Raw genomic sequence first — 16,958 nt, 5'->3', positions numbered from 1 at the left:
CACGGCGCGTTACAATCCCGCCTTCGGGCAGCATTCTTAGAAGCCTCACACCTGCGTGGCTTTTTTGATTCTATAAACCGCCACGTGTCGGTGCCGTTGCGCGGAGGGAGCCTGCAGTAAACGCGAGGGATACACTCCCAAAACGAATTTTTCTTTCGTCATCGCCGTGAAAACGGCGATCTCTATCACGCTGGCCTTGACGCGCCCATCTCCCCGCTGCATTAGGCCATTACATTTATGCGTTTGCGCTACGGCAAAAGGATTTGCTGCATCACTTCAATACTCCTTATTTGAACACGGCTTTGCAGTATTTCACATTTGAAGTGAACGGATATCCAGCGAAGCGTTGGTTCGGGGCGATATTCAGATTGATGATAATTATTTGCTAAGGCAGAATGGAACCAGGCTGATTTTTAATCACAGAGTGTTATATGGAATATGTCTCCGCTTTTCACAACATTGCTTACGACCAAAGCCTAACCTTTGACAATAAAGTTGCATCACTATTACAGCTGGGGAAAAATCTTTTTAATGTCGACACCGGTATGGTTGCACACGTGGAAGCGTCTGGCCTAACAGTAGCGGTATTAGAAACGGATTTGTCGCGACAAAAAATAAATAAAATACGTCCTCCTCTTTTAGCGTTTAGTGAAGAGGTACTGGAAAAAGCACAATCCACGTCAGGCAGACATAGCGATAATAAGAGCACAAGTTTATTTGTAGGTGCGCCGATTTTGTGTCATTCGGCTGCCATAGGTGTCATTGTTTATGCATCTTCGAGGCGAACCCGTCCATTTTCACACCGCCATTTAAATTACCTTGAATTGTTTTCCAGGTGGTACAGCTATGAGTTTGTGAATCAGTATAAACATGAGGAATATAAACAAAATATTGAAATGCTAAACCGGTTTGAAAGTATCGCCAAGGTTGGCACGTGGGAAGTTAATTTGCGCACCAAGCAAATGAAATGGAGTGATCAAACTAAATTAATTCACCAGGTCCCTTTGGACTATGTGCCAAATCTTGAAACCGCAATTGATTTTTACAAGGAAGGGTACAGTAGAGATGCAATATCCAACTCCGTAGAAAACGCTATCACTTCGGGTGAATCATGGCAACTCGAGCTAGAGCTCGTGACTGCTAAAAACAGAGCCATTTGGGTCAAAGCAAACGGTATTGCTGAATTTGTAGAAAATGAATGTATACGTTTGTTCGGTACATTTCATGATATATCTCATGAAATGATAATTCGTGAAGATTTGAAGGCCGACGTACAGGATTCGAAACAAAGGATCAGTTAGTTTCGTCGCCTTTGCATAATTTCTCCCCCCACCACGAGCCGTCCGCAATATATTTAATGACATGGTCATTTTTAATAATAAAGGCATCACGGCGAAAACCTGAATAAGCGCCCAGGCGATTCTTAGAGTCAATGGTCACACACACCAAATAACCAAACCAGGCATCGCCCAATTTGTTGGCTAACCAGTAACGCTTTGGCTTGGTGATGTAATTGATATAAATCGAGGTAGGATGAGATTCGGTTTTGTTGTACCACGCTTTTATTATAAGTTCATGATTTTTGGGGTAGGTACCATAATCTTGTTGTGCTAGCTGGTCTTCATTGGGAAGCGAATTGCAGGCGGTGAGCAACACACATATTAACGACACGAATAATAAGCTACGCATAAACAACAACAAACAACCGATTAATTTGGACGAATTAAAGCATATTTGCGGCGACTATAAATAACTATTTTTAAGCAGACAATAAAAAGGGCTGCCGTTGCAGCCCTTCTAATTCATATAAGTAGCGTTAACTTAACTGGTCAATAAAGTTTCCCAGTCTTGCTGAAGCCGGTTGGAAGTTCTGACGCCGACGGGCATTCTCTTCTACTTCCAGTTGCAGATCGGTTTGCACATTAGCTAACTGGCTATTTAAATCAGTAATGTCTGTTTCAGCCACTTGTCGATCTAAAATAGTCTGTAAAACCAATGCTTCTTCACGCAAAATTTCCAGCAATTCATCCGAGGTCTGCGCTTCAAGCTGCTCCTCTTCGCTGAACTCATCTAACCGCTGCTCTTCCAATAACGCTTCGTTTAACGCTTCTTGTTGAACTCGCGACGCGCGACGCTGGGCTTCAATTATCTGCTCTAATTGTGCCTGATCCTGTTGTAGTTGTTGCTGGATAGTCTGTTCCTGCTGCAACGCCTCCAAACGCAGTTCTTCTTGGCGTTGATCTTCTAAGATTCGTTCTTGTAAACGTTCTTCTTCACGACGCTGTTCTTCTAACCGACGTTCCTGACGCTGCTCTTCCTGTCGAATCTCTTCACGACGCTCGCGCTGTCGTTCTTCGCGCGCTTCTATGCGTTCCTGAGTTTCTTCGCGACGCTGACGTTCACGCTCCAGACGCTCTTCGAGTTGTTGCTCTCTCAGCTCAGCTCGTTCCTCACGCTCAGCCTGCAGTCGTTCTCTGCGTTCAACTGCCTCTTCAAGTCGCTCGTTGCGCTGTTCTTGCAATCTTTCTGACTGTTCAGTCTGACGAGCCTGAAAGGCCTCACGCAAGGCGACTTGCTGATCGACTCGTTCTTCGCGTGCAATGCGATCCTCGATTGAACGCTGTGTTTGCAACTGTTGTAATTGTTGTTGCTGTTGTTCACCTTGTTGCGAGCGTGTTAACTGACGTGTTTCACGTTGTTGTACCTCAAGCGCTGTCTGTTGGTCGCGACGTAACGCTTCCAGCTCGCTCTGACGCTGTAACTGGCGTTCACGTAAACTGTCCAAGCGTTGGCGCAAAGCAATATTTACCGCTTCAGCATCGTCTTCAGTAAACGTAGTCTGTGCTGCCACCTGACGTGGTCGTGTCTCATTTGCGATTGCCCGTACTTCCTCAATCGCATTTGAAGGTAGACGATTGATTGTCATAATCACTTCCTCTCCCGCAATTGCGAGTTAATTGCTAAGCCTCATACCTGTCTCAATACAAATTAGTGCATAATTTGTACCAAGACCCTACGCTTTGTTCCCCTAACAATTAATGATCTGTCCACAGGATGCGTTCCCTTGTCAGACAGATATACAGCAATATTTTTTGCTTTTATTATGATATGAAATGTTGGTGTGTCGCGTAGAAAGACTGTTAAACGCGATGTTGTGTAATTTTTACGCACCGTAGTTTTAATTGCCTTAACAAACAATCAAACCCTGTACAACCTTTATCGGACAAATAGTGAGATACTTTACACCTTTTTTGGTATTTATTTTTTTACCTATGTATGTCAAAGCATTAGGTAACCAGTATACAGCTGACTCAGTGGTTATTGACGGTGTGGCAGATGAGGCAGTGTGGGAAATTAGTCCCTGGCACTCCCTCAATCACCACATCACTGGCACTGTGCCAACGAAAGATGATTTTTGGGGACGCTTTAAACTTGCCTGGAATGAAGAGGCGTTGTTTCTGATAGCTGAAATTGTCGATGATGTTGTTTATGACCGTCACCCCGACCCATTGGTAAATTACTGGGATGATGACTGTTTGGAAATTTTTATTGATGAAGATGCCTCAGGAGGAGAACATCTTCGTAGTTACAATGCGTTCGCCTACCACCTTGCACTTGATGGAAGCGTGGTGGACATTGGCGAAGATGGAAAACCGGTAATGCTTAATGAGCATATTGAATCTGCCTGGAGAAGAAGCAGCATTCCCCCTTATCACCTTGTATGGGAAGCGAAAATTAAGGTGTTCCCTGATACCTTTACTATTACGGAGCCAGGCGAGCCTGTCAGACTCGCCGCTGGCAAAACACTGGGTTTTATGTTGGCGTATTGCGACAACGATGGTAGTGAAACCCGCGAACATTTCATGGGTTCGCATGACATACGGCCGGTTAAGGGTGATAAGAACCTGGGCTACAAAACTGCCTCCGTGTTTGGCACCCTCAAATTAATGAAAAGTGGCGAGGGCTTTTAGTCGCCCCCACCTACAATCTGTACCTGTGCCAAATCCGTATCGCCTTTAATGACTTTATAAATAGCATCTTGCACTAACGTACGCATGCCATCATCCATTGCCTGTTTTTTCATCTCAGAAACACTGGCTTCTTTATACACCAACGAACGCAGTTCAGGCGTCATTCCTAGCAATTCATGGACACCGGTTCGCCCTTTGTATCCGGTATCCCCGCATTCATCACAACCTTTAGCTCGGTATATTTCCAATGGTCTGTTCAGACCCAGCTCATCAAGATACGCTTTCCCATACTGGCGCTCGATGAATGCTATATCATCATCAGTTGCCTGGTATTTTTCTTTACACTTTTTACACAAGGTACGAATCAGACGCTGAGCTAAAATACCCACACAGGCGTCTGAAAAGTTCACCGGGTCCAGCCCTAGATCAAGCAGACGGGTTATAGTTTCTGGTGCAGAGTTGGTGTGAAGGGTTGAAAGCACCAAGTGACCTGTGAGCGACGCTTCAATCCCTGCGTGAGCCGTTTCTTTATCCCGCATTTCACCAATAAGAATGATGTCTGGGTCAGCTCGTAAGAACGCCCGTAGGGCATTAGCAAAAGTGAAGCCAATCTTGGGGCTCACCTGAACTTGTTGTAGCCCTGCCTGGGTAATTTCCACCGGATCTTCTGCGGTCCAGATTTTTTTCTCGGGTGTGTTTAAATAACCTAATACAGCATGCAGGGTAGTCGTTTTACCTGAACCCGTCGGCCCAACAACTAATAAAATACCATGCGGTTTTTGAATCATGGTTTTAAGTCTTACCATATTGTTTTCGGCAAGGTTCATCTTGTCGATTGGCATCGCACCACCCGAGGCCAGAATACGCATTACCACCCCTTCGCCGGCTACGGTGGGAATGGTCGCCACCCGCACTTCAACTAACTGGCCGCCCATTCTGAATGCCAGCTTTCCATCTTGTGGTACGCGTTTTTCAGCAATATTCAGGTTTGACATAATTTTGATGCGCGCAATCACAGCACTATGATGTGAATTAGGTACCTGGTTCATGTCGCGGCATACCCCGTCAATTCTCATGCGCACGCGGGTAGGGCCGTTCTTTTCTGGGTCAATATGGATATCTGAAGCGTTAAGTCGTTTGGCGTCGTGCAGAATTCTACTTACTAACCTGACCACGGCAGGCGCATCATCAGAAAGCTCATCGTGTGATTCTTCCGCTTCTTCAGCAGACGTGCCAATCTCGTCTAAGATTTCGCTCATTTCACCAGGTGCGCCACCTCCGGTATTTTCACCCAGATACTGCATGATATGGTTAGGTAACCCAACAGCAATATCGTAACTGTCGATACCCATGGCACTTTCAATTTCCATAATCAGCGCGGCATTGTTCGGTTCTGCCATTAAAATTATGGGCTTGTCCTTAACGTCAGCAATCACAGCGACGAAATTACGCTTTAAATAAGAAAGGTTCAGCTTACTGTTGCTTTCAAATAGGTGGAATTTCTCGGGCACAAACGGAACGTACGGCACCTGGTAGTGTATGGAAAGTGAATTGCCAATTTTATCTTCAGGAATTCGATGTTCAGAAATGAGTCGCTGGATAACATGGCGATAATCCTGAGACGTTTCTAACACATCTTTGAGGGCTTTCTCATTAATCACCTGCTGATGAAGCAACAAGTCAAAGGGATGGTTAGTTCCGCCAAGCTCATAGCGAAATTTATTGCCGATGATTTCTGCCACTTGTTTGGCGAGCTCCAGATCTGCATCGTCAAAAGATCCGGATTGTTTATTAATGATTTGCATCACACCCATCATCACGCCCGCATTTAAAATGGGCACGCAAAGAATATTTGTGGTTTTAAAATCGCTGGATTTATCAAACTTATCGGCAAAGCGAAGGCGTGGATGAATTTGAGCTAATTCTTGCGCATCATAGGGATCAGCGATAATCAGCGGCAGTTGAGCAAGAGCGACATACCCGGCAATAGAAAGCGGACTGATAGGCACCTTGATTTCAAGCGTCTCTTTACCCGTTTTAAAACGGGCCACAAGATCCTGATGCTGGCGACGGCGCTGAAAAATACTCATTCTTTGCGCACCGAACAACTTGAGAATAACAGGCTCTAACTGCTGGTACGCATCCATCAAAGATGAATGACTCGCTAGAATCGAATTGATGGTATCGAGGCTTTGTTGATGGCCTGTGTTTTCTAACATAGGTATAATTCTTTTCTCAGTGTAACTGGTCTAAAGGTATATTAATTTAAGTAGTTTACCTAGAAGGGGGCCAGTCATTTAATAAACACTCATATTGAGACTATCCTACTTTTTAATCGCCACGTTCGTCTACATGTTTAACAATAACGTCAAAATCGTTTAATGCTACAGATCTGTCGAACTGCTCATCTAGTCAAAAACATATATTTACATTAAGGCTTGCAAATTAAGTGCTAGTCTGTATAATTCGCGCCCACTTGCCCAATTAGGGCACGGTTTTTAGCCGCGACCTCACTGCTTTTAGGGTGGTTGCCAGTGTGATAGACAAGCGTTCACGCGAATCTTTCACGGCGTGCTAGAAAAAGAACAGGGTTCCAATTGGGAACCATCGGTTTACGCACATCCTTTCTTCCACAATATATACGGGAGGGAAAGGGTGAATTTTTTTGTTCTTTCGATTGGAGCTTAATCGATGCCAAATCAAAGAATTCGTATTCGTTTGAAAGCGTTTGATCACAAGTTGATCGATCAGTCTACGGCTGAAATCGTTGAAACGGCGAAACGTACTGGTGCTCAGGTCAGCGGTCCAATTCCTCTGCCTACTCGCAAAGAACGCTACACAGTTCTGATTTCTCCGCACGTTAACAAAGACGCGCGTGACCAATATGAAATCCGCACTCACAAGCGTTTGGTAGACATCATTGAGCCAACTGATAAAACAGTTGACGCATTGATGCGTTTGGACTTGGCTGCCGGCGTTGATGTTCAAATCAGCCTGGGCTAACAAGAGAGGGTTATAACAATGGCGATTGGTCTAGTCGGTCGTAAAGTGGGCATGACTCGCATCTTCACTGAAGATGGTACGTCTATCCCTGTGACTGTTATTGAAGCGACCCCAAACCGTGTTACTCAGCTTCGTACTGAGGAATCTGACGGTTATCGCGCTCTTCAGGTTACTGCTGGAACCAAGAAAGCGAACCGTGTTAACAAAGCTGCTGCTGGTCATTTCAGCAAAGCGGGTGTTGATGCCGGTCGTGGTCTGTGGGAATTCCGTCTTGAAGACAACGAAGGTGGCGATATTAAAGTAGGCAGTGAAATCACTGTTGAAATTTTTAACGACACTAAAAAAATCGACGTAACGGGTACGTCAAAAGGTAAAGGTTTTGCCGGTGCAATCAAACGTTGGAATTTCTCTTCTCAACGTATGACTCACGGTAACTCTCTTTCTCACCGTGCGCCTGGTTCAATTGGTCAAAACCAATCACCAGGTAAAGTTTTCAAAGGTAAGAAAATGGCTGGTCAGCTTGGTAACAAGCAAGTGACTACCCAATCTTTGGAAGTGGTACGTGTTGACGTTGAGAATAGCCTTATCCTGGTTAAAGGTGCCATACCTGGCGCAACAGGCGGCGACGTAATCGTTAAGCCAGCTGTAAAAGCCTAACGTCTGGGGAGTGAACTGATGGAATTAACATTGAAAGATGCGCAAAGCGCTCTTGAAGTATCCGAAGCGACCTTTGGACGTGAATTCAACGAAGCTTTGGTACACCAAGTTGTCGTTGCTTACGGTGCAGGTGCTCGCCAAGGTACTAAAGCGCAAAAAACGCGCGCAGAAGTAAACGGTGGTGGTAAGAAGCCATGGCGTCAAAAAGGTACTGGCCGTGCTCGTGCTGGTACAATCCGCAGCCCGATCTGGGTTGGTGGTGGCCGTGCATTCGCAGCCAAGCCGCGTAACTTCGAACAAAAAGTTAACAAGAAAATGTATCGTGGTGCGATCAAAAGCATCCTGTCTGAATTAGTTCGTCAGGAGCGTTTGGTTGTAGTTGAGAAGTTTGCTGTTGATGCGCCCAAAACGAAAGATTTGGTTGCTAAGCTAAACGACCTTGAGTTAAACGATGTGTTAATCGTAACTGCTGACGTTGATGAGAACTTGTTCTTGTCTGCTCGTAACCTTTATAAGGTTGACGTACGCGACGTAGCAGGCATCGACCCAGTTAGCTTGATTGCATTTGAAAAAGTGCTTATCACTGCTGACGCAGTGAAACAACTTGAGGAGGCGTTAGCATGAATGAAGAACGTCTACTGAAGGTGCTAAGAGCGCCTCACGTTTCTGAAAAGACAACTCTTACTGCAGAAACGAACAACACAGTTGTATTCAAAGTAGCTAAAGACGCGAACAAAGCAGAAATCAAAGCAGCAGTTGAAAAACTGTTTGAAGTTGAAGTTGCTGGTGTTCGTACGGTGAACGTGAAAGGTAAAACCAAGCGTCACGGTATGTCTTTCGGTAAACGCAGCGACTGGAAAAAAGCCTACGTAGTGCTTAAAGAAGGTCAGGACATCGACTTTGTCGGTGGCGCTGAGTAAGAAGGGGATTAGAAATGCCATTAATGAAAGCTAAGCCAACTTCTGCCGGTCGTCGTCACGTAGTTCAGGTTGTTAACCCAGATCTACATAAAGGCGCGCCTTATGCACCTTTGCTGGAAAAGAACAGCAAATCTGGCGGTCGTAACAACAATGGTCGTATTACAACACGTCATATCGGTGGTGGTCATAAGCAACATTACCGTATCATTGATTTTAAACGTAACAAAGATGGCATTCCTGCCAAAGTTGAGCGTTTAGAATACGATCCAAACCGTTCTGCTAATATTGCACTTGTGCTTTATGCAGATGGTGAGCGTCGTTACATTTTGGCTCCTAAAGGTATTCAGGCTGGTGATGCAGTTCAGTCTGGTGCTGACGCGGCAATTAAAGCGGGTAACGCTATGCCAATGCGTAACATGCCTGTAGGTACCACTGTACACGCGATTGAAATGAAGCCTGGTAAGGGCGCGCAAATTGCTCGTTCTGCTGGTGCCTACGCTCAGATTCTGGCACGTGAAGGTAACTATGTTACGTTACGTCTACGTTCTGGCGAAATGCGTAAAGTATTGTCTGATTGTCGTGCCACTATTGGTGAAGTCGGTAATGCAGAGCATATGCTACGCTCATTGGGTAAAGCGGGTGCAACCCGTTGGCGCGGTGTCCGTCCTACCGTTCGTGGTGTTGCCATGAACCCGGTAGACCATCCACACGGTGGTGGTGAAGGACGTACATCTGGTGGCCGTCACCCAGTATCACCTTGGGGTACTCCTACTAAAGGTAAGAAGACCCGAAGCAACAAGCGTACTGATAAGCTTATCGTACGTCGTCGTAACAAGTAATAGCGAGGATTCACCATGCCACGTTCTCTCAAGAAGGGTCCATTTATTGACCTTCACTTGCTGAAGAAGGTAGAGGCTGCAGTGGAAAAGAACGATCGTAAACCAATTAAAACTTGGTCTCGTCGTTCCATGATCATCCCAGATATGATTGGGTTGACCATTGCGGTCCATAACGGTCGCCAGCACGTTCCTGTATTAGTCAGTGACGAAATGGTAGGCCATAAGTTGGGCGAATTTGCGCCAACGCGCACTTACCGCGGCCATGTCGCGGATAAGAAAGCTAAACGTTAAGGGGAAAGAAAATGGAAGCATTAGCTAAACATCGTTTCGCCCGTACGTCAGCTCAAAAAGCACGTTTGGTTGCGGATCAGGTTCGCGGAATGCACGTTGAAAAAGCACTTGAGCTTTTGACGTACAGCCCGAAGAAAAGCGCAGCATTAGTTAAGAAAGTACTTGAGTCTGCTATTGCTAACGCAGAGCATAACGAAGGTGCTGACATCGACGAGCTTCGCGTTGCCAAAATCTTTGTAGATGAAGGCCCAACAATGAAGCGTATCAAGCCACGTGCCAAAGGCCGTGCTGATCGTATCTTTAAGCGTAGCAGTCACATCACTGTGGTTGTAGCGGATAACTAGGAGTAGATAATGGGACAGAAGGTACATCCTACAGGTATACGCCTGGGTATCAGCAAACCATGGACTTCTACCTGGTACGCTAATACCTCAGATTATGCAGACAACCTGTATAACGATCATCAGGTACGTCAGTATCTGACTAAACAATTGAAAAACGCTTCACTTTCTAAAATCGTGATCGAGCGTCCTGCCAAGAGCATCCGTGTGACCATTCACACTGCTCGCCCAGGTGTTGTTATCGGTAAGAAAGGTGAAGACGTAGAAAAGCTGCGTAACCATGTATCTAAGTTGGCCGGTGTGCCTGCTCAGATCAACATTGCTGAAGTACGCAAGCCAGAGCTTGATGGTCAGTTAGTAGCTGACAGCATTTCAAGCCAGCTAGAGCGTCGCGTCATGTTCCGTCGTGCCATGAAGCGCGCGGTACAAAATGCAATGCGTCTTGGTGCTAAGGGTATCAAAGTTGAAGTTAGCGGTCGTTTAGGCGGTGCAGAAATTGCCCGTACTGAATGGTATCGTGAAGGTCGCGTACCACTGCACACATTCCGTGCAGACATTGATTACGCTACCTCTGAAGCGTCAACTACCTACGGTATCATCGGCGTTAAAGTATGGATCTTCAAAGGTGAAGTACTAGGCGGTTTGCCTACTACTCAAGAACAGGCTCCACCTGCTCAACCTAAGAAGAAAGGCCGCAGCGCTAAGCGAGAGGGCTAATCATGTTACAACCAAAGCGTACGAAATTTCGTAAACAGCATAAAGGTCGTAACCGTGGTCTTGCCATTGCTGGCAGCAAGGTAAGCTTCGGTACATATGGCCTGAAAGCAGTTGGCCGCGGTCGCATGACAGCGCGTCAAATCGAAGCAGCGCGTCGTGCTATGACTCGTCACGTTAAGCGTCAAGGTAAAATTTGGATTCGAGTTTTCCCTGACAAGCCAATTACTGAGAAGCCTCTTGAAGTGCGTCAAGGTAAAGGTAAAGGTAACGTTGAGTACTGGGTATGCCAGATTCAACCTGGACGTGTACTTTATGAGATGGAAGGTGTTCCTGAAGCTCTTGCACGCGAAGCGTTTGAATTGGCAGCGGCAAAACTGCCATTTAAGACAACCTTTGTAACTCGGACGGTGATGTAATGAAAGCGACTGAACTGAAAGACAAAAGCGTAGAAGAGCTGAACGCAGAGTTGTTAAACCTGCTACGCGAGCAGTTCAATTTGCGCATGCAACACACAACCGGTCAGCTTGAAAAAACCGACCAGTTGAAGAAAGTGCGTCGTAACATCGCGCGTGTTAAAACCATTCTGACACAAAAGGCTGATGCGTAATGACTGAGCAAAAAGTTCGTACAGTACAAGGTCGTGTGGTTAGCAACAAAATGGATAAAACCATTACTGTTGTTGTAGAGCGTTTTGTAAAACACCCTATCTATGGGAAGTTCATCAAGCGTTCAACTAAACTTCACGCCCATGATGAAAACAACGTGTGTAACGAAGGCGATACGGTAACCGTACGTGAGTGTCGTCCTCTTTCCAAGAACAAAACTTGGACGTTAGTAGACGTTGTAGCTAAAGCAGGCGTTTAATTCGCTTCGTTTTAGTACAGAAATAAAAAAGGTCGCATTAGCGACCTTTTTTATTGTCTGCGAGTTGGTATTAATGCGTCAACTCGTTAATTTTATCGCGATTTCTTCGGGACATGGTCAGCTTTTCACCCGAATCGAGAATCACCGCATAGTCCCCTTTTTCGTTAGGCCGTAACTCGGCAATACAGTCTCGTCTGACAATAGAGGAGCGATGAATGCGCACAAAATCTTTAGGGTTAAGTTGATGCTCTAAGTTGGAAAGTGTTTCGCGGTGCAGGAAATGACTGCCGTCTAGCATATGTAGTTCCGCGTAATTTCCCGCCCCAGTGATGAAGGCTATTTGATCAATATCAACGAACCGTATTCTGCCCGGATCTTTAATGATGATGCGTTTTTTGTACGTATTCTGGTGTTGTTCGATAAACTCGAGAACTGCGCTTGAAAGAGCTGAACTCTGCGGTTCATGAAGGGCTGCTAGTCGCTCTTTTGCGCGGGCTATAGATTCAAAAAAGCGCTCATCGCTAAACGGTTTGAGTAAATAGTCGATGGCGTTAACTTCAAATGCGGGTAAAGCGAACTCGCTAAATGCAGACGCAAACACGATCACACAGTGTAAAGGCAGCTTTTTCGCCAACTCTATCCCCGAAAGACCCGGCATTTCGATGTCGAGAATGACGATGTCAGGCGACTTTGCGTGCGAGATCTCTAGTGCACTTTGGGCGTCATCAGCTTCCCAGATAATCCCAATGTCTTTGTCGTGGGCTAATAATACTTTTACCGTTTCGCGGGCTAAAATTTCATCGTCTACGACCAATACATTATGCATTGTTCCCTCCTATTGGAATCGCTAGAACCGTTTCTACTGTTCCTTTGTACTTCTCTTTTATTTCTAACTGAAAATGCGTGTACAGTCTATTCAAAATTTCTCGGGTATTACCCAACCCAATGCCAAAACCTTTAGCTTCATCGCATTCACCTACGTTATTGGTCATTGTAACTACCAGCATGCCGTCGTTTTTAGCTACTGACATGTGAAAGTCATTGACCGTTCGCTGTAGTTGGGAGCCATGTTGAATCGCGTTTTCGACTAACGGGTGCAGCAACATATTCGGGATCACAATGTCCAGACAATTCTCTGCTACCTCAACAGTAGTATTTAACTTATCTGAAAACCGCATCTTTTGAATGGCCAGATAGCTATTGATGAAAATCATTTCGTCTTTAACGCTGGCTTCCGAGGTATTTTTATTCTCCAAGATTTTACGCAACATCTGACTTAATTCAGTTAATGCTATAACCGCTTCACCATCGCGCTTGAGTCTAACCAGGCTCACGATAGTATTAAGCGTGTTGAAGATAAAGTGAGGATTAAGTTGAGAGCGTAGCGTTTTCAACTGTTCTTTAATCAACAGATCGTTAACGTGCTTTAGTTCCAGCTGTTTGTTTAGCGCATGTTGGTAGAATCGGATGCCCAGTGCTAAGCCCAATACTGCAAAATAAATGCTCGCATCCAAAAATGCAGAATTTGTAAAAGCTCGCCAAAATGCCTCAGGAACAACGCTCAGACTTTTACCGTCAATCAGCGTGCGCATGGTGACACATGTTATCCAATATAACGGCAGCAATAACAAAAATCCTGCCGCATGGATAGCTAAGCGCTTAAGCTTTGATGGATAGACGTTGTACCTGACAATCAGAAAAATGGCCGCGGTCATCCAGATCCAGTTGCCGAGCCAGGGGCTGAGTTTCAACCAAACCGTGCTAAATTCGACTGGGTTAGATGTATAGGTTAAAGCGTTGTGCTGGATCAACGAGAGGATCAAATGTATGGATAACCATACAAAGACATTTACAGCCCAAAAATAGCGTGTGAAATTAGTTTTCATCTATTTAGACATTTCGCAAGAGTGCTTATATTAACCATATCTGAAAGGGGCGAATTATCCAAATTAATGGACAGATGGTAATAAATTTGAGGTAAACGGTAGGATGGGCTCATCCATCTTCTCGGAGTTGCTTTTCTTTTCTTTTACTGGCATGCCACAGAAGATAACGTTTCTTAAAAAATACCGATTTTATGAGAACTTTTTCGGTTTGCAGGTTGTCATACTTTACATATGGTCACCATTCTTTAAAGTGGTGAAAGCCTGCGTACCCACTCAACCACGAAAATTATCTTTCTATCCCTTGGTTCCCCCCATCCGAGTAATACTACTGGTGATATAGCCCCTATCAATTAGTTTAATATTAGATAGCCCTGTGCTGTCGGTTGGCCATTGAAGTTTTTGGCTTAATTAGTCATTTATAAAAGCAAAAATACTTCTGCCCATGTCGATGGGTTCCGAAGGGGGAAATATGTTTACACGTAACAAACTAAGTGCGTCTGTTCGTCGTGCTTTGCTATTTGGCGCGGTAATTAATGTTGCTGTGCCATTACAAGCATTGGCACAAGATACAAACGCGGAAACTGATGATGAAGCGACACCTGATACCAGTAGTGTAGAAGTCATTGCTATAACAGGTAGTCGTATCCGATCACCTGGTGTGGAGTCCACCAGTCCAATCTTTTCTCTCGGTGCTGAAGAAGTAGGTTATTTACAGCAACCCGAATTTGAGAGAATAGTGCGTTCTTTACCCTCTACTATACCCGCCGACGGGGGGAACGTTAACAACGGTACTGCCGGCGCTGCCACCGTAGACTTAAGGGGCTTAGGAGCTGAGCGTACGCTGGTATTGTTAAACGGTAGAAGAATGGTGCCATTTAACTTTAATGGGCAGGTCGATACAGCGAATATCCCGACTGCATTAATTGACCGTGTCGATGTGGTAACGGGCGGTGCATCGGCTGTGTATGGTTCTGATGCCATAGCCGGTGCGGTTAACGTGGTGCTGAAAAACAACTTTGAAGGCGTACAGGTGGATGTGAATCACCAACGCAGTGATGAAGACGATGGCGAACAAAGTAATATCGCGCTCACTGTGGGTTCAGACCTGGCCGATGGAAGAGGCAATGCGGTTGCGTCTGTTTCATGGATGGAACGAAAGCCAGTCCTGTTAGGGGACAGACCTTTGGGTCAATTCGGTATTAACTCCAACACAGGCTCCGGTCTGGATGAATTTCGTGCTGGCCAGGAAGCGACCTTACCCCCACAAGGCTGTCAGGGACCGAACGTCGTGGATCTCTCCGGTTCCGGATCTACTACCGCAATCCCTACTCGATTTGAATTAATCGGTACTGGGGTGGCAGGTCAATTTAGAGAAGACGGCTCACTGGGTGATAACTGTAGTTTATTTAACTTTAATCCTTTCAACTATTATCAAACACCAGCTGAACGCTACAGTGCGACAGCTTTGGCGCACTATGAAATCAATGACTATGCAGAAGTGTATACGTCATTTAACTACACCAACACCACCGTCATTCAACAGGTAGCGCCATCTGGCACATTTGGCGCGCAATTTACGTTACCTCTTTACAATCCGCTTATATCAAATCAAGCCAGAGGGTTTATCATTGATGGCGCCAATGCGGCGATCGCAGATGGCTCATTGCTTGATGGTGGAAGCTGGAACGATGTAAATGGTAACGGTATCGTGGATGAGGAAGATTCGCTTGAAGTCAGACTTCGTCGCCGTACCTTGGAACTGGGTACGCGTTCGGAACGTTACGACTCCGATATATGGCAAATTGTCACAGGTGTGAGGGGAGCGATCACCGATGAGTGGATGTACGATTTTTCTTACCAGTACGGTGAAGCGAACCGAACTACCGTTAGAGATGGTTATACTAACCTCACCAACATCCAAAATGCGCTGGATACCCGTGATGGGGTGACCTGTGCAGTCGGTGGTAACTGCGTACCTATTGACCTGTTTGGGGGCTTCGGAACCATTACAGATGACATGGCTGCTTATGCCAAAGCTATTGCGCTGCAGCAACAAAAATATGAACAGGAAATTATTCAGTTTATTGTTGATGGTCCAATAGAATTCGTGGAGATCCCATGGGCTGGCATGCCACTTACCGTTAGTGTAGGTTATGAGCATCGTACAGAAAGTGGGCTGCTAGAGCCTGACGAATGTCTGAAACTTGCTCCAGCCAGTTGTCAGGGCGGTGCAGGGGGTAATCTGTTGCCTATCAGTGGTAGTTACAAAGTCGATGAATTCTTCTTCGAAGGTTTGCTACCTGTATTTGACGGCCAACCCTTTGCCTATTCAATGGATGTTGAGTTTGGTTATCGTACATCAGACTATGATACGGTGGGTAGTACGGATTCATGGAAACTGGGCTTTAACTGGCGTCCGATTGAACCATTACTGTTACGAGTAATGGAGCAAAGAGCAAACCGAGCTCCTAATATAGGTGAGCTGTTTTCACCCGTTACTACCGGGCTTGACAATGCTACCCAGGATCCCTGTTCATCCGCCAACGCTGGCAACATCAGCGAAAGTTTACGTCAACTATGTATTTCCACTGGCATGCGTGATGCCCAAGTGGGTGTCGTACCGGATATTATTTCGGGACAAATCAACATTTTCCAAGGAAGCAATCCGCAGACCCCTCCCGGACCTGAGAAAGCTGAGACCTTCACTGCTGGTTTAGTGTGGACACCTGACGTTTCCTTTGCCAACGACTTCACCTTGTCAGTTGATTACTATGATATCTTCATTGAGGATATTATCGGTGAATTCTCTGCCCAAGAAATCCTTGATCAATGTTATGTTGAAGGAAATACCAGTGAATGTGCCAAAATCATTCGCGTTGGGGGGGATTTGACCGGGTCATCTGCTGGTGTTCAGTTGTTTACTACCAACCTGAAAAGTCTGCAGGCAGAAGGGGTGGAAATCACCATTGATACGGACTTCGATCTGGGAGATATGGGTAATCTTGAAGTTTCAGCTACCATTAACAAGTATCTGACTCAAGAATCACAAAGTTCGACTTCAGTGCCCGTGCTTGACTGTAAAGGATACTACGGAACAAGCTGTGATCCCTTGTCTGATCTGCGTTGGATTCAACGTACCACCTGGAGCTACGAGGATTTCACTGTTTCGCTACTATGGCGTCACATAGATTCGGTCGATGTTGAACCCACCGAAGCCGCCTTGAGATTTGCCGAGTTTAGACAGATTGACAGCTATGACTACTTTGACCTGTATGCAAGTTATCAGGTTACAGATAATGTCAAATTCACCTTAGGTGTGGATAATCTGTTTGACAAAGATCCACCGGTATTAGGGAATGATATTGGTGATACCAGTTCTAACTCAGGTAATACCTTCCCTAGCAACTATGACCCACTTGGCCGCTTCTATAAAGCAGGCCTGCAGTTAACGTTCTAGTTATCTCAAGAC

General features: G+C 45.6%; 19 protein-coding genes. 14 read left to right on the top strand and 5 right to left on the bottom strand.

Annotation, left to right across the window (positions count from 1 at the left end):
* The first annotated feature begins 431 nt into the window (after positions 1-431).
* Complete coding sequence (locus OPS25_RS15015; RefSeq protein ID WP_265618688.1) at positions 432-1,301, top strand: hypothetical protein; 870 nt, start codon at positions 432-434, stop codon at positions 1,299-1,301.
* Here the strand turns inward: OPS25_RS15015 and OPS25_RS15010 are convergent.
* Complete coding sequence (locus tag OPS25_RS15010) at positions 1,294-1,689, bottom strand: hypothetical protein (protein ID WP_265618687.1); 396 nt, start codon at positions 1,687-1,689, stop codon at positions 1,294-1,296. The two genes, OPS25_RS15015 and OPS25_RS15010, sit on opposite strands and share 8 nt — an antisense overlap.
* 127 nt (positions 1,690-1,816) lie before the next feature.
* A complete protein-coding gene (locus tag OPS25_RS15005) occupies positions 1,817-2,926 on the bottom strand; it encodes a coiled-coil domain-containing protein (protein WP_265618686.1) in 1,110 nt (369 codons plus the stop codon).
* Between the two features lie 304 nt (positions 2,927-3,230).
* Between OPS25_RS15005 and OPS25_RS15000 the strand changes: the two genes are divergently transcribed.
* Positions 3,231-3,971: a sugar-binding protein gene (locus OPS25_RS15000; protein WP_265618685.1), complete on the top strand. Its 741-nt coding sequence runs from the start codon at positions 3,231-3,233 to the stop codon at positions 3,969-3,971.
* Here the strand turns inward: OPS25_RS15000 and OPS25_RS14995 are convergent.
* Positions 3,968-6,190, bottom strand: a complete 2,223-nt coding sequence (locus OPS25_RS14995; RefSeq protein ID WP_265618684.1) for a GspE/PulE family protein — start codon at positions 6,188-6,190, stop codon at positions 3,968-3,970. The genes OPS25_RS15000 and OPS25_RS14995 overlap by 4 nt on opposite strands.
* 472 nt (positions 6,191-6,662) lie before the next feature.
* On the opposite strand from OPS25_RS14995, the gene rpsJ reads away from it, so the two are divergent.
* Genes rpsJ through rpsQ form a run of 11 tightly spaced genes read left to right on the top strand, consistent with a single transcriptional unit; the run spans position 6,663 to position 11,603 of the window.
* Positions 6,663-6,974 carry a 30S ribosomal protein S10 gene (rpsJ, locus tag OPS25_RS14990; RefSeq protein ID WP_010179497.1) on the top strand — a complete coding sequence of 104 codons (312 nt, stop codon included), beginning with the start codon at positions 6,663-6,665 and terminating at the stop codon, positions 6,972-6,974.
* 18 nt (positions 6,975-6,992) lie between these two features.
* Positions 6,993-7,631, top strand: coding sequence for a 50S ribosomal protein L3 (gene rplC, locus OPS25_RS14985; protein ID WP_265618683.1), 639 nt, complete (start codon positions 6,993-6,995; stop codon positions 7,629-7,631).
* Between the two features lie 18 nt (positions 7,632-7,649).
* A complete protein-coding gene (rplD, locus tag OPS25_RS14980) occupies positions 7,650-8,255 on the top strand; it encodes a 50S ribosomal protein L4 (protein ID WP_265618682.1) in 606 nt (201 codons plus the stop codon).
* Positions 8,252-8,551 carry a 50S ribosomal protein L23 gene (gene rplW / locus OPS25_RS14975; RefSeq protein WP_265618681.1) on the top strand — a complete coding sequence of 100 codons (300 nt, stop codon included), beginning with the start codon at positions 8,252-8,254 and terminating at the stop codon, positions 8,549-8,551. The genes rplD and rplW overlap by 4 nt, the downstream gene beginning before the upstream one ends.
* A 14-nt stretch (positions 8,552-8,565) precedes the next feature.
* Positions 8,566-9,390, top strand: coding sequence for a 50S ribosomal protein L2 (rplB, locus tag OPS25_RS14970; protein WP_265618680.1), 825 nt, complete (start codon positions 8,566-8,568; stop codon positions 9,388-9,390).
* 15 nt (positions 9,391-9,405) lie between these two features.
* A complete protein-coding gene (gene rpsS / locus OPS25_RS14965; protein WP_169210546.1) occupies positions 9,406-9,681 on the top strand; it encodes a 30S ribosomal protein S19 in 276 nt (91 codons plus the stop codon).
* Between the two features lie 11 nt (positions 9,682-9,692).
* Positions 9,693-10,025 carry a 50S ribosomal protein L22 gene (gene rplV / locus OPS25_RS14960; protein WP_137168352.1) on the top strand — a complete coding sequence of 111 codons (333 nt, stop codon included), beginning with the start codon at positions 9,693-9,695 and terminating at the stop codon, positions 10,023-10,025.
* Between the two features lie 9 nt (positions 10,026-10,034).
* Positions 10,035-10,739 (top strand): 30S ribosomal protein S3, encoded by a 705-nt coding sequence (rpsC, locus tag OPS25_RS14955; protein ID WP_265618679.1) that lies wholly within the window; start codon positions 10,035-10,037, stop codon positions 10,737-10,739.
* Between the two features lie 2 nt (positions 10,740-10,741).
* A complete protein-coding gene (gene rplP, locus OPS25_RS14950; protein ID WP_265618678.1) occupies positions 10,742-11,155 on the top strand; it encodes a 50S ribosomal protein L16 in 414 nt (137 codons plus the stop codon).
* Positions 11,155-11,346, top strand: a complete 192-nt coding sequence (gene rpmC, locus OPS25_RS14945; RefSeq protein ID WP_265618677.1) for a 50S ribosomal protein L29 — start codon at positions 11,155-11,157, stop codon at positions 11,344-11,346. The genes rplP and rpmC overlap by 1 nt, the downstream gene beginning before the upstream one ends.
* Positions 11,346-11,603 carry a 30S ribosomal protein S17 gene (gene rpsQ / locus OPS25_RS14940; RefSeq protein WP_265618676.1) on the top strand — a complete coding sequence of 86 codons (258 nt, stop codon included), beginning with the start codon at positions 11,346-11,348 and terminating at the stop codon, positions 11,601-11,603. The genes rpmC and rpsQ overlap by 1 nt, the downstream gene beginning before the upstream one ends.
* 70 nt (positions 11,604-11,673) lie before the next feature.
* On the opposite strand, the gene OPS25_RS14935 is transcribed toward rpsQ, so the two are convergent.
* Entirely contained in the window at positions 11,674-12,429 is a 756-nt protein-coding gene (locus OPS25_RS14935) for a LytR/AlgR family response regulator transcription factor (protein WP_265618675.1), read from the bottom strand.
* A complete protein-coding gene (locus tag OPS25_RS14930; RefSeq protein ID WP_265618674.1) occupies positions 12,422-13,489 on the bottom strand; it encodes a sensor histidine kinase in 1,068 nt (355 codons plus the stop codon). Before OPS25_RS14930 ends, OPS25_RS14935 begins: the two co-directional genes overlap by 8 nt.
* 469 nt (positions 13,490-13,958) lie before the next feature.
* Here OPS25_RS14930 and OPS25_RS14925 point away from each other — a divergent pair, with 469 nt between their 5' ends.
* On the top strand, positions 13,959-16,946 hold the full coding sequence (locus OPS25_RS14925; protein WP_265618672.1) for a TonB-dependent receptor domain-containing protein: 2,988 nt from the start codon (positions 13,959-13,961) through the stop codon (positions 16,944-16,946).
* Positions 16,947-16,958 lie beyond the last annotated feature (12 nt).

The sequence above is a fragment of the Alteromonas aquimaris genome, from assembly GCF_026183695.1.
Taxonomy (GTDB): domain Bacteria; phylum Pseudomonadota; class Gammaproteobacteria; order Enterobacterales; family Alteromonadaceae; genus Alteromonas; species Alteromonas aquimaris.
The sequence above is the reverse complement of the archived record's forward strand: the minus strand, read 5'-3'. Positions and strand labels throughout refer to the sequence as shown.

Excerpts from the sequence above, each read along its gene's own strand:
- OPS25_RS15015 (WP_265618688.1), top strand. The coding sequence starts at position 432 with ATGGAATATGTCTCCGCTTTTCACAACATTGCTTACGACCAAAGCCTA.
- OPS25_RS15010 (WP_265618687.1), bottom strand. The coding sequence starts at position 1,689 with ATGCGTAGCTTATTATTCGTGTCGTTAATATGTGTGTTGCTCACCGCC.
- OPS25_RS15005 (WP_265618686.1), bottom strand. The coding sequence starts at position 2,926 with ATGACAATCAATCGTCTACCTTCAAATGCGATTGAGGAAGTACGGGCA.
- OPS25_RS14995 (WP_265618684.1), bottom strand. The coding sequence starts at position 6,190 with ATGTTAGAAAACACAGGCCATCAACAAAGCCTCGATACCATCAATTCG.
- rpsJ (WP_010179497.1), top strand. The coding sequence starts at position 6,663 with ATGCCAAATCAAAGAATTCGTATTCGTTTGAAAGCGTTTGATCACAAG.
- rplC (WP_265618683.1), top strand. The coding sequence starts at position 6,993 with ATGGCGATTGGTCTAGTCGGTCGTAAAGTGGGCATGACTCGCATCTTC.
- rplD (WP_265618682.1), top strand. The coding sequence starts at position 7,650 with ATGGAATTAACATTGAAAGATGCGCAAAGCGCTCTTGAAGTATCCGAA.
- rplW (WP_265618681.1), top strand. The coding sequence starts at position 8,252 with ATGAATGAAGAACGTCTACTGAAGGTGCTAAGAGCGCCTCACGTTTCT.
- rplB (WP_265618680.1), top strand. The coding sequence starts at position 8,566 with ATGCCATTAATGAAAGCTAAGCCAACTTCTGCCGGTCGTCGTCACGTA.
- rpsS (WP_169210546.1), top strand. The coding sequence starts at position 9,406 with ATGCCACGTTCTCTCAAGAAGGGTCCATTTATTGACCTTCACTTGCTG.
- rplV (WP_137168352.1), top strand. The coding sequence starts at position 9,693 with ATGGAAGCATTAGCTAAACATCGTTTCGCCCGTACGTCAGCTCAAAAA.
- rpsC (WP_265618679.1), top strand. The coding sequence starts at position 10,035 with ATGGGACAGAAGGTACATCCTACAGGTATACGCCTGGGTATCAGCAAA.
- rplP (WP_265618678.1), top strand. The coding sequence starts at position 10,742 with ATGTTACAACCAAAGCGTACGAAATTTCGTAAACAGCATAAAGGTCGT.
- rpmC (WP_265618677.1), top strand. The coding sequence starts at position 11,155 with ATGAAAGCGACTGAACTGAAAGACAAAAGCGTAGAAGAGCTGAACGCA.
- rpsQ (WP_265618676.1), top strand. The coding sequence starts at position 11,346 with ATGACTGAGCAAAAAGTTCGTACAGTACAAGGTCGTGTGGTTAGCAAC.
- OPS25_RS14935 (WP_265618675.1), bottom strand. The coding sequence starts at position 12,429 with ATGCATAATGTATTGGTCGTAGACGATGAAATTTTAGCCCGCGAAACG.
- OPS25_RS14930 (WP_265618674.1), bottom strand. The coding sequence starts at position 13,489 with ATGAAAACTAATTTCACACGCTATTTTTGGGCTGTAAATGTCTTTGTA.
- OPS25_RS14925 (WP_265618672.1), top strand. The coding sequence starts at position 13,959 with ATGTTTACACGTAACAAACTAAGTGCGTCTGTTCGTCGTGCTTTGCTA.